Source organism: Faecalimicrobium dakarense, from assembly GCF_000499525.1.
Lineage (GTDB): Bacteria > Bacillota > Clostridia > Peptostreptococcales > Peptostreptococcaceae > Faecalimicrobium > Faecalimicrobium dakarense.
Genome location: NZ_HG529344.1, coordinates 34,920 through 46,163, shown reverse-complemented (window position 1 = coordinate 46,163; position 11,244 = coordinate 34,920). Strand labels below are relative to the sequence as shown.

Below are 11,244 nucleotides of genomic sequence, written 5' to 3'. Positions count from 1 at the left end.
ATATATAATTTATATATAAAGGAGTTTATACTATGGAATTAAAAAAAATCGTGGATAAATGCAATAGACAACAGAAAGTCTAGAAGAACTTATACTGAAGAAGATATAGATGGAAAAGACGTAAAAATACTTAAAGAATTAATAGATAGCATAAATAAAGGAACAAAGTTAAATATTCAATATATAAAGGATGGGAAAGATGATATAAGTGGATTTAAGGCATCCTATGGAATGATATCTAACGCAAAATCATTTATAGCATTAGTAGGGGACAAAAATATAAGAAACTACAAAGAAAAACTTGGATATTATGGAGAAAGTATAGTTTTAGAAGCTACTAATTTAAAGCTTGGAACTTGTTGGATAGGTGGAACATATAAAAAAGAAGAATGTAAAAAATATATAGAGTTTAAAGATAATGAAGAACTAGTATGCATAATAGCAATAGGCAATGTTGATAAAAATTTATCTATTAAAGAAAAACTTGTAAAAACACTTAATAAAAATGAAAAATCTTTTAATGATATACTAATATCACACAATAAAGAAATACCGTCATGGGTTAAGGTTGGAATAGACTGTACAGCAAAAGCACCTTCAGCATTAAATAAAAAAATAGTAGCCTACAAGCTAAAAGACAATAAAGTTGAAGCTAAAATAATGAAAAAAAATCATGGGTACGAAAAGATTGATTTAGGTATATCTATGCTACATTTTCAGTTAGGAGCTTATAGTGAAGGATATATGGGTAGATGGAAGTATGAAAATGGAGGATATATATTTTATTAGGAGATGAAGATGAATAATTATAATATTATTGCAAGAGAAGAGTTAAATAAATGGAAAAAAGCTATGTGTAAAAAGCCATCTATAATTGAAAGGGCATCAAAAGGAGTACAAAATAAGTTTAATGAAGTATTACCACAGAAATATCATGAAATAATGACGCAAGCAATAAAAAGTATGACAAAGTCAGTTTTATTTGGATATAAATATATAACAAAGAAGCCATACAAAAATATTTCATTAGAGGAAAGAGAAATATTAGTAGAGCAAAAGACTAAAACATATAAAACTACAGCTAGAATAGAAGGAGCTTCAACAGGGGCTGCTGGCATACTTATAGGACTTACTGATTTACCATTATTACTTGGAATTAAAATAAAGTTACTTTATGATATTGCGGCTATATATGGACATGATGTATCTGACTATAGAGAAAGAATTTATATACTACATATATTGCAACTAGCATTTTCAAGTAAAAAAAATATGAATGAGACATTTTATAAAATGGAAAACTGGGACGAATATGTAAAGACATTTCCCGATGATATAAACGATTTTGATTGGCAGAATTTTCAGCAACAGTATAGAGACTATCTAGATTTAGCGAAATTTTTTCAACTTATGCCTGGAGTAGGTGCATTTGTAGGATTTTATGTAAATGGAAAACTAATAGACAAACTTAGTGAAACTGCAATATTTTCATATAGAATGAGAAGTAAAGAACTTAATAATTAGATTAAATAACAAAAAGGAGTTATTAATGTGAATATTTAACATTATAACTCCTTTTTATTATTTAATTCAATGTTAATTAGTATTTAATTTGCTTTTGTAAAATTTAATACTAATATCTTTCAAAGAAATTTTATTAGGATTAAAACTATTATCTTTTAAATAATTATAAAAATCTAAATCATAAATATATCTAGTATACTCGTAGGCACTTTTATAATATTTATAATCTAAGTACTTTGAGAATCCCTCTATTAAATTTATTTCACACCACTCCTCAAAAGTGTAAAGGCCCTTTCCGATATCATTATAAGCTTCTATAAACTCTTTATTTTCTTTTAGTAAATTGCACACATCTAAAAATTCTGGAGTTGTAGTAAATGTCTTAAATAAAGAGCGAGAATATTCATGAAAAGGAATGCTTAAAATATCTTTGGCGGTTGTATCTGGTTGTATAGTTGATAATAATACATTTCCTTTTTTGAATTCCTGAGGTTGAATTGGATTAAAATTATAATAAAAAACTGATTTTATTTTTTTGTTAAATTTTATTCCAGAGGTATCTTCCATAAACTTTATAACATTAACATCGTTTATTTCCAAAATTTCATTTATTTTATCTGATTTTTTATCAAATCTATTTATATTTTTATTAAAATATGACTTAAAGTAATTATTATAGAAATAATTTAAAAAATTACTAATATCTTTTTTCAAGTAGCCAGGTAAGTTTAAACCTTCATCATTGATAATTGTATTGACTATTTCTTTAGTAGTAGTATTATCATCTAAATCTATAATACTATATGCATAATCCAAATGATTACCATATGTAAAAATATTTTTAAACTTTTTTTCATGCCATCACTCATTTCATTATATGAGGACACAAGCCATTTATAATGCTTATGAGATTCTTTTCCGTAATCCTTGTATAAAGCTTCTGAAAAAGTATCTGGATTTCCTAGATTTACATTATACATTTCGTATGCTGTTTGAATTAAAGATGTCTTTAGAGTCAACCCTCGAACATCTATGTTTGGAATATAATTTTCAGCGCTTACACTTGAACAACCAGTAAAAATACTCATTAATAATATATTTAAAATAATTAAATATTTTTTATATCTCATCTCATCACTCCTTATTTTTATAAAATTGAACTTAAAAGTTAAAATACCTTTTAAAATCATTCTCCAATATCTGCTTATAAAAATTAGGGAAAATAAATAATTTATGTCTATAAAAATATTAAAACAAAGCAAAATAATAAAAATGGTTAGAAAATACTGTGGATAAATTAAGGAATGACGTATTTTGTAAAATGAAATTTTTGATAAATAGTAAAATATTTACTCAGAAAAGTGCCACAGTATATAATTCTGTGGCTCTAACTTTTTATAATTATAATTTCTTAATAGATACTATTGAATTTAAAGGTAGGTAAAATTTTGAACTTTCATTAAAAGATGAATTAAGTTTACCTAAATATTTTGAATCAAGTACAATTAATAAAGGAGTTACTTCTACCACTTCACCATATAAAGGATCAAGGCTAAAATATGTGTAAAGCTCTACATATTCATTTAAAAAAGTTAAAAGATAATTATAAAAATTTTCAGGCATTTGCTCAGTTGATCTAGTCATACTATCAACTCCTTTATGAGATATAAAGCCTAATATAATATATGATATTTGTAAAAGTTTGGTTCTTGATAAATAAAAAATAATATATATAATAGTTATATAGTAGTATTTAGTCTAATAAATTATATAGCTGTAAAATAAAGAGGATATTATGAAACTAAAAGAAAAGATAAGTCAATTTCCAAAAACTCCAGGTATATATATGATGAAAGATAAAAATGGAGATATCATATATGTTGGAAAATCAAAAAAATTAAGAGACAGAATAAAAAGTTATTTTGTGAATTCGTCAAACCATTCAAGGAAAGTAACTAGAATGGTAAAAGGAATTTATGATATTGAAATTATAACTACAGATACAGAATTAGATGCACTTTTATTAGAGTGTGAAATGATTAAAAAAATAAGGCCTATTTACAACAAATTAATGAAAAATCATGAAAACTATAAGTATATTAGAATTCAGAAAAACTTAGATTATCCATATATAGAAGTGGTAAAAGAAATAGATGATGATAGTTTATATTTTGGACCGTATAGTATGGAAAGAAAAATAGAAGAAATAAAAGAAATTTTAGTTGAATTTTATAAAATACGATCATGTAAAAGATTAGTAAAATGTGTAAAATATGACTTGAATCAATGTATAGGGCCATGTAGAGAAACAATTACTAAAGAAGAATATAATAAAATATTAGATAAAGTTAAAGATACTTTAATTGGAAAAAATAAAGATATATTAAGAAGCCTAGAAAATAAAATGCAAGATGAAATACTAAAGCTTAATTTTGAAAAAGCATCAATAATAAACAATAAAATAGATTTACTTAAAAGTTTTTTATCTAAGCAAAATATTATAAATACTATGAATAAAAAAGAAAGAATATTTGCTTGGATTAAGTTAAACGAAAATAAATACAAAGTTTACATAATAGAATATGGAATACTAAAAAGCTCTAAGATAGTAGAAACTAAAAACTTTGATTTAATTAATATAAATGATTTAATAACAGAAATGAAAGAAAAAGATATAGAGCCTAAAGAAAAACAAAACTTAATAAATAAAGATGATATAGATTTTATTAATATAATTTACTCATATATAAAAAATCATGAAGAGATTAATTATATTATTCTTTAATAAATTCAAAGAGTTAACTACTTATTAGTTAGCTCTTTTTTATTATAGCTTACTAAAATTGGTTTAGATGCATGTCAATGATGTTATATGGAGAAGATAATGCAGATTATAAATAAGGATGTGTATTAATGCAATGGAAGAAGAATTAAAGATACTAGATAATTTATTAAGAAAAAACAAATAACATATAATGAATTTAACGATATTATAGGAAATTATTATGTAAAAGAATATGAGGAACTAGAAGATAATTATTATTTAATAAAAGTAATAAGACCATCGGATTCTATGGATAGTAGTAAAAACTATTATACTGACTATGTAGAAGTGATTATTTAAAGCCTGTAGGTATATAAATATTTTTAATTTATATACCTATGGGCTTTAAATAATTGGTAAGATTTATACATTTACAATAAGATAAAAGCTGGTATAAAATAATATTCGTAAAATAATTTTAATATAAAATAAATTATCAAAAAAATTTGGGTACTAATTTATGATGCAATTAGTTAAATAAAAGCATAGAGAAGAATTTTCTCTATGCTTTATTTTATGAAACCATAGTTTTAATAAAAAATTAAAATTTTTAAAACCTTTTGTTTAAGGGGAAGGTCTAATAAGTGCAATCATAAATGAAAGTATATAATAAGGGAGAAAATATGGAAGATATAGTTACAGTAAAACGAGCTATTAAAGGTGATAGGGAAGCCTTTGAACAGTTAATAGAAGTACATATGAATTATTTATATAGGGAGGCATACCTAAGAACTAAATATGAAGATGATGCTAAGGAAGTAGTTCAAGAAACAGTATACAAAGCATTTAGGGGAATAAAAAAACTGAGGCAACCTGAGTACTTTAAAACATGGATAACTCGAATACTTATAAATGTATCTAATGATTTTTTATCAAAGAACGGAATTATAGATTTAGAACATGAGGAAGAAGCATTTATAAAAGAGGTAGTTGTAGAAGATCAAATGGAGATAAAAATAGATTTATATAATGCTATAGATGAACTAGAAGATAAGTATAAAGATGTAATTATCCTTAGATATATTCATGATATGAAAGTAGAAGAAGTAGCAAATACACTAAATCGCCCTGTAAATACAATAAAAACACATATAAGAAAAGCTATAAGTGATATGAAAAATTTATTGAGGGAGGGATATAAAAATGACTAAGGAAAAGATAAATAAAAATAATCTAGATGATATAAAAGAACTAGATAAACAAATGGAAGAATTTTATATAGATAGAGAAAAAATAAGTAATATAAAAGTGCCTAATGATATGATGTCTTTAGCAAGAAAATCAATAGATAAAGCAGAAAATGATATGAAAAAAGAAAAGTTAAAAAAAATATCAACATCTTTAGCAGCAAGTATAACAGTAATATTATCTATTGGAGTTTATAATCCTATATTAGCACATGAAATGCCTTATATAGAAAAGTTATTACAAAATATAAATAACACACTACATATTGATGAGATAGCGCGTATTACAGGTATAGATAAGATTTTGCCGAAGGCTAAACTAGATAAAAATGGGAAGATAAAATTTGAAGTAAGAAAAGAAGAGCCTATAGTACAACCGAGTTTATCAAAGACTGATGAAGAGGTACATAAACAAGAAGTTAAATATGAACCTGAAGAAGACGAGAAGTATATAGAGGTATACGAAGAGAATGTAGATGTACCAGTGACAGATGAAGAAACTATAAACCTAATACATGAAATGGCAAATGGGATAATAGTTGCTAGAGATTACTCTAGAGGTTATACAGAAATAAGTCCTAAAACAATAGATGCAGCTTTAAAAGGAGTAGAAAATATGTCTGATGAAAGTAGTAAAAGTTATTTATATAATGAACTTAAAAAATGGGAAGCTGGAAATTTTGAAAATGGAGTAGAATTACATAATTATGTATGGAGAGCGTTAAATGGAGAAGTAGGAGAAGCCATAGGTCTGCATTATGGAGAAATAGAAAATATAAAAAATAGCCATTTTAGGTAAATACAGGGGGATTAGTATGAAAAATATAAATAAAAAAATTAGTTTAATATTGTTAATTATAATTACTATTAGTTTGAATATTATAGGATGTAATAAATCAGATAAAGAAAAAGATAGCTTAGATAAATATATAAAAGCATGGAGCAGTCAAAGTTATGAAAATATGTATGAATTATTATCTAAAGATTCTAAGGAATATATAGATAAGGATACGTTCATAAAAAGATATACAAATATATATTCAGCAATAGGAGCTAATAATATAAAAATAGATATAAATAAAGATGATAAATCTAATTCATCTGATATGCTAATAAGTGTAAGTATGAACACAATAGCTGGGGATTTAAAATTTGATAATCTTAATATAGATTTAGTTAAAGAGGATGAAACATATAAAGTAAAATGGGAGGAAAATTTAATACTTCCTAATATGATAAAAGATGATAAAGTAAGGGTAGTAAATAATTTTGCAGAAAGGGGAAGCATATTAGATAGAAATGGAAATAAACTAGCAACTAATGGTACTGTAAACTCTATAGAAATACATCCAAGTGTATTTGAAGTAAAAAAAGAAGAAAATATAAGTAAGATGGCTCAAATTTTAGATATTGATGAAAGTTATATAGAAGATAAACTAAATAAAAATACTAATCCAGAACACTTAGTTCCTATAGTAGACGTGTCAGAGCATGAAGTAGATAAAGCGACTATGTTATTTGAAATGGAAGGTGTTAAAGTATATAAAAAAAACTCAAGGGTATATATACAAGGTGAAGCACTAGGAAATCTAATTGGATATATAGGAGAAATAAATAAAGAGGAATTAGACAAAAATAAAGGCAAAGGATATAGTCCATATAGTAAGATAGGAAAATCAGGATTAGAATCCATATATGAAGAAAAGCTAAGAGGTAAAGATGGAGCTCATATATACTTAGAAAGAGGAGAAGAAAAAATAACGATACAAAAAACTAATCCCATTAATGGAGAAGATATAAAATTATCTATTGATTCAGATTTACAAAATAAAATATACAATGAAATGAATAAAGAAAAAGGAGCATCAATAGCATTAGACCCTAAAACTGGGGAAGTATTAGCTATGGTAAGCTCTCCATCTTATGATTCTAATGTCTTAGTAACATATAAAACAAAAGAGATAGAAAGTACATACAAAAATAGCAATAATGCACAATTTCAAAATAGAGCAAATGATGTATATTCTCCAGGTTCTACAATGAAATTGATAACATCAGCTATAGGCCTAGAAAATGGAGTGATTAATCCAAATGAAGCTATGGAAATAAAAGATAAAGATTGGCAAAAAGATAGCTCTTGGGGAAATTACAAAATAAGTAGGGTTAAAGACGATAAGTTATATATTAATTTAAAGGATGCAGTTAAATACTCTGATAATATATATTTTGCAGATAAAGCACTTAAAATAGGAAGTGATAAATATATAGAAGGAAGTAAAAAATTTGGGATAGGAGAAGAAATTAAATTTGAATATCCTATGCAAAAATCACAAATATCTAACAGTAAAAATTTAGATAATGAAATATTACTAGCTGATACAGGTTATGGTCAAGGAGAAGTTTTAATGAGCCCTTTAGATGTAGCTATGGCATACAGTTCTTTAGGCAATGATGGGAATATAATGACACCAAGATTAGTTATAAGCGAAAATAAAGAATCTAAAGTCTACAAACAAGCAATAGATAGTAGTTATATAAATCAATTAGTAGATTCATTTTCTGCTGTTGTAAATGAAAGTGACTCGACTGCTAGTATTGGAAAGATAGATGGAATAAACATAGCAGGCAAAACAGGAACTGCTGAAATTAAAAAAAGTAAGGAAGATACTAATGGAAGCGAAAATGGATGGTTTGTTGCATTAAACACTGATAATCCTAAAATAGTAGTATCTATGATTATAGAAGATGTAAAAGACAAAGGTGGAAGTGAATTTGTAGTTAAAAAGGTAAGTAATTCAATAAAACACTATTTAGAAAGATAATAAAAAAAGTACCTATTAGATAGGTACTTTTTTATATTAAAAGTTAATTATAACGCAAAAAAAAGAGCATTTGCTCTTCTTTTGAAATAAAAATATATCTATATTAATATAATTATATTCTATTTACGTTTGCAGCTTGAGGTCCTCTAGCTCCATCAGTTATTTCGAAGCTAACCTTTTCGCCTTCTTCTAAAGTCTTGTATCCGTCACCTTGTATAGCTGAGAAATGTACGAAAACGTCATCTCCACCTTCTACAGATATGAATCCAAATCCTTTTTCACTGTTAAACCATTTTACTATTCCGTTTTTCATTAGAAAAATCCTCCGTGTATTTAAAAAATCCAAACTTATTAAACTAAGTCTGTTACCTAAGTATATATTATATAAAAAATAAAAACAAGTACTATTTCAAAAAAATATTTAAATAAGCTAAAAATATATCTAAAATATACATCTAAAAGATAAAATTAATGAATTCTAATATTTACGATTTCTACTTTATAACAATTATAAAACACAATATATAGGAAAATATAAAAAGTGTGATACAATATATTGTGTATGTATCGAAAACTTGGGTATGAAGTAAATGTTAAAATAGTATTTTAAATTGGAGGGATTTGAATGTGTAAAGTAATAAAAAGAGACTTAAGTGAAGAACTATTTGATAAAAATAAAATATTTAATGCTGTTTATAAATCTAGTATAAATAGTAAATTTGGAACAGATATAGATTTAGCAAAGTCAATATCTTTAAAAATAGAAGATGAAATAAAAAATAGTAAAAAAGATTTTACAGTAGAGGAAATACAAGATAAAGTTGAAGACTTACTTATGGAATCAAATAGAAAAGATGTAGCTAAAAAGTATATTTTATATAGAGAAAAAAGAGCTGATGTAAGAAGTTCTAAATGGAAAATGGATGAACTACAAAAATCAATTTGGTCTAAGAAATATCAATACGAAAATGAAAATTTTGACAGTTGGATTGAAAGAGTATCTGGAGGAAATAAAAAAATATCAAAATTAATAAGAGAACGTAAATTTTTATTTGCAGGAAGAATATTAGCAAATAGAGGTTTAAATAAAGATGGAATAAAAGTAACATATTCTAATTGTTATGTACTTAATAAACCAGAAGATAATTTAGAAAGCATATTTGATACTGCAAAAAAATTAGCTAAAACATTTAGTTATGGTGGAGGCGTAGGGATTGATATATCAAATCTTAGACCAAGTGGTGCTTTAGTTCATAACTCTGCAAGAACTACTACAGGTGCTGTATCTTTTATGGATCTTTATTCTATGACAACTGGTCTTATAGGCCAAAAGGGAAGACGTGGTGCTCTTATGATATCAATGGATGTAAATCATCCAGATATAGAAGAATTTATAGATATAAAAACTGACTTAGAAAGAGTTACTAAAGCTAATATATCAGTAAGAATAAATAAAGAATTTATGGATGCTGTATTAAATGATAAAGAATATGAATGCAAATTCGAAGTTAGAGACACTGGACAAGTAATAGTTAAAAAAGTAGATGCTAAAGAATTATTTATGAAATTAATAAGAAATAACTGGGACTATGCAGAACCAGGAATACTATTTTGGGATAATATAGAAAAAAATCATTTATTAAGTGAAGACAAAAATTTCAAGTATGCAGGAGTAAATCCATGTGCAGAAGAGCCGCTTCCTGCAGGTGGAAGTTGTTTACTTGGGTCTATAAATTTAGCAGAATTTATAGTAGAGCCATTTACAAAAAATGCGATATTTGATATAGAAAAATTTAAATCATGCGTATCGGATTGTGTTATAGGACTAAACGAAGTGTTAGAAGAAGGTTTAAGTTTACATCCTCTTGATGAACAAATTGAAGCAGTTACAAACTATAGACAAATAGGATTAGGCGTTATGGGAATTGCAGATATGCTAATAAAACTTAATTTAAGATATGGTAGTGAAGAATCTATAAAACTATGTAGAGAGTTATCTAAAACTATGTTAAATGCAGCAGTAAAACAATCAGCAATGTTAGCTAAGGAACTAGGAACGTATAAAAAATATAATAAAGAAGCAGTATTAAGTTCTAAGTTTTTCAAAGAAAATATTACTGAAGAAGTGGCTGATTTAGTTAAAGAATATGGTCTTAGAAACTCACAGATATTAACTATAGCACCTACAGGTTCAATATCTACAATGTTAGGAATTAGTGGCGGAATTGAGCCAATGTTTAATACATCATATACTAGAAAAACAGAATCATTGCATGATGATGATGTATATTACAAAGTATATACACCAGTAGTATCTGAATATATGCATATTAACAATATAGACAATGAAGATGAGCTACCAAATATATTTGAAACGGCAATGACGCTAAAGCCAATAGAAAGAATAAAAATGCAAAGCGCATGGCAAAAAAGTATAGATGCATCTATTTCTTCTACAATAAACTTGCCACATGAAGCAACTGTTGAAGAAGTTTATGATATATATGTTGAAGCTTATAAAAATAGTTTAAAAGGAATAACTATATACAGAGACGGATGTAAAAGAAGTGGAATACTTTTAAATGAAAAGCCAAAAAAAGATAAAAAGATAGAAAATGAAGAAAGTATTAGTGAAGAAAAAGAAATATCTATAACTACTGACGAAGTAGAAAAGTTTGTATGCCCTGAGTGTAAAAGTGAAACAATAATACCAACTGGAGGATGTGCAATTTGCCTTCAATGTGGTTATAGCAAATGTAATTAAGAGTTTATATTTAAAATACCCAAATCTGTTAAATAAAAGGTTTGGGTATTTTTGTATTTAATTATCTATAAATTATAAATTTACATAATTTGTAAAACTCTGATACAATAATTTTCAGATAAG

Annotated in this window: 11 protein-coding genes; 7 read left to right on the top strand and 4 right to left on the bottom strand. The window is 25.7% G+C overall.

From position 1 onward, the window contains the following. Nucleotides 1–54 precede the first annotated feature (54 nt). Together BN899_RS10135 and BN899_RS10130 are read left to right on the top strand one after the other, a co-directional pair. The gene (locus BN899_RS10135; protein WP_042275044.1) at nt 55–789 is read left to right on the top strand and encodes a nitroreductase family protein; all 735 of its coding nucleotides are present in this window, start codon (nt 55–57) and stop codon (nt 787–789) included. A 9-nt stretch (nt 790–798) separates the two neighbouring features. Next, nucleotides 799–1,524, top strand: a complete 726-nt coding sequence (locus BN899_RS10130) for an EcsC family protein (protein ID WP_042275042.1) — start codon at nt 799–801, stop codon at nt 1,522–1,524. A 72-nt stretch (nt 1,525–1,596) separates the two neighbouring features. Here the strand turns inward: BN899_RS10130 and BN899_RS10125 are convergent, their stop codons facing one another. The 3 genes from BN899_RS10125 to BN899_RS10115 all read right to left on the bottom strand — a co-directional run bounded on the left by BN899_RS10125 (nt 1,597) and on the right by BN899_RS10115 (nt 3,168). Further along, a complete protein-coding gene (locus tag BN899_RS10125; protein ID WP_042275040.1) occupies nt 1,597–2,340 on the bottom strand; it encodes a hypothetical protein in 744 nt (247 codons plus the stop codon). Further along, the gene (locus tag BN899_RS10120) at nt 2,316–2,654 is read right to left on the bottom strand and encodes a hypothetical protein (protein WP_042275039.1); all 339 of its coding nucleotides are present in this window, start codon (nt 2,652–2,654) and stop codon (nt 2,316–2,318) included. Before BN899_RS10120 ends, BN899_RS10125 begins: the two co-directional genes overlap by 25 nt. 271 nt (nt 2,655–2,925) lie before the next feature. Next, entirely contained in the window at nt 2,926–3,168 is a 243-nt protein-coding gene (locus BN899_RS10115; protein WP_042275037.1) for a hypothetical protein, read from the bottom strand. 151 nt (nt 3,169–3,319) lie between these two features. On the opposite strand from BN899_RS10115, the gene BN899_RS10110 reads away from it, so the two are divergent. The 4 genes from BN899_RS10110 to BN899_RS10095 all read left to right on the top strand — a co-directional run bounded on the left by BN899_RS10110 (nt 3,320) and on the right by BN899_RS10095 (nt 8,357). Then, a complete protein-coding gene (locus BN899_RS10110; protein WP_052356800.1) occupies nt 3,320–4,309 on the top strand; it encodes a GIY-YIG nuclease family protein in 990 nt (329 codons plus the stop codon). Nucleotides 4,310–4,971: 662 nt separating this feature from the next. Continuing rightward, nucleotides 4,972–5,499, top strand: a complete 528-nt coding sequence (locus BN899_RS10105; RefSeq protein WP_161628744.1) for a sigma-70 family RNA polymerase sigma factor — start codon at nt 4,972–4,974, stop codon at nt 5,497–5,499. Then, a complete protein-coding gene (locus BN899_RS10100) occupies nt 5,492–6,334 on the top strand; it encodes a DUF6241 domain-containing protein (protein WP_052356799.1) in 843 nt (280 codons plus the stop codon). The genes BN899_RS10105 and BN899_RS10100 overlap by 8 nt, the downstream gene beginning before the upstream one ends. A 16-nt stretch (nt 6,335–6,350) precedes the next feature. Beyond that, nucleotides 6,351–8,357, top strand: a complete 2,007-nt coding sequence (locus BN899_RS10095) for a penicillin-binding transpeptidase domain-containing protein (protein ID WP_042275035.1) — start codon at nt 6,351–6,353, stop codon at nt 8,355–8,357. Between the two features lie 112 nt (nt 8,358–8,469). On the opposite strand, the gene BN899_RS10090 is transcribed toward BN899_RS10095, so the two are convergent. Further along, nucleotides 8,470–8,670: a cold-shock protein gene (locus tag BN899_RS10090; RefSeq protein ID WP_042275034.1), complete on the bottom strand. Its 201-nt coding sequence runs from the start codon at nt 8,668–8,670 to the stop codon at nt 8,470–8,472. Between the two features lie 312 nt (nt 8,671–8,982). Here BN899_RS10090 and BN899_RS10085 point away from each other — a divergent pair, with 312 nt between their 5' ends. Beyond that, entirely contained in the window at nt 8,983–11,121 is a 2,139-nt protein-coding gene (locus tag BN899_RS10085; RefSeq protein WP_042275033.1) for an adenosylcobalamin-dependent ribonucleoside-diphosphate reductase, read from the top strand. Nucleotides 11,122–11,244 lie beyond the last annotated feature (123 nt).

Coding starts and splice junctions, on each gene's coding strand:
- BN899_RS10130 (WP_042275042.1), top strand. CDS start 799: ATGAATAATTATAATATTATTGCAAGAGAAGAGTTAAATAAATGGAAA.
- BN899_RS10120 (WP_042275039.1), bottom strand. CDS start 2,654: ATGAGATATAAAAAATATTTAATTATTTTAAATATATTATTAATGAGT.
- BN899_RS10115 (WP_042275037.1), bottom strand. CDS start 3,168: ATGACTAGATCAACTGAGCAAATGCCTGAAAATTTTTATAATTATCTT.
- BN899_RS10110 (WP_052356800.1), top strand. CDS start 3,320: ATGAAACTAAAAGAAAAGATAAGTCAATTTCCAAAAACTCCAGGTATA.
- BN899_RS10105 (WP_161628744.1), top strand. CDS start 4,972: ATGGAAGATATAGTTACAGTAAAACGAGCTATTAAAGGTGATAGGGAA.
- BN899_RS10100 (WP_052356799.1), top strand. CDS start 5,492: ATGACTAAGGAAAAGATAAATAAAAATAATCTAGATGATATAAAAGAA.
- BN899_RS10095 (WP_042275035.1), top strand. CDS start 6,351: ATGAAAAATATAAATAAAAAAATTAGTTTAATATTGTTAATTATAATT.
- BN899_RS10090 (WP_042275034.1), bottom strand. CDS start 8,670: ATGAAAAACGGAATAGTAAAATGGTTTAACAGTGAAAAAGGATTTGGA.
- BN899_RS10085 (WP_042275033.1), top strand. CDS start 8,983: ATGTGTAAAGTAATAAAAAGAGACTTAAGTGAAGAACTATTTGATAAA.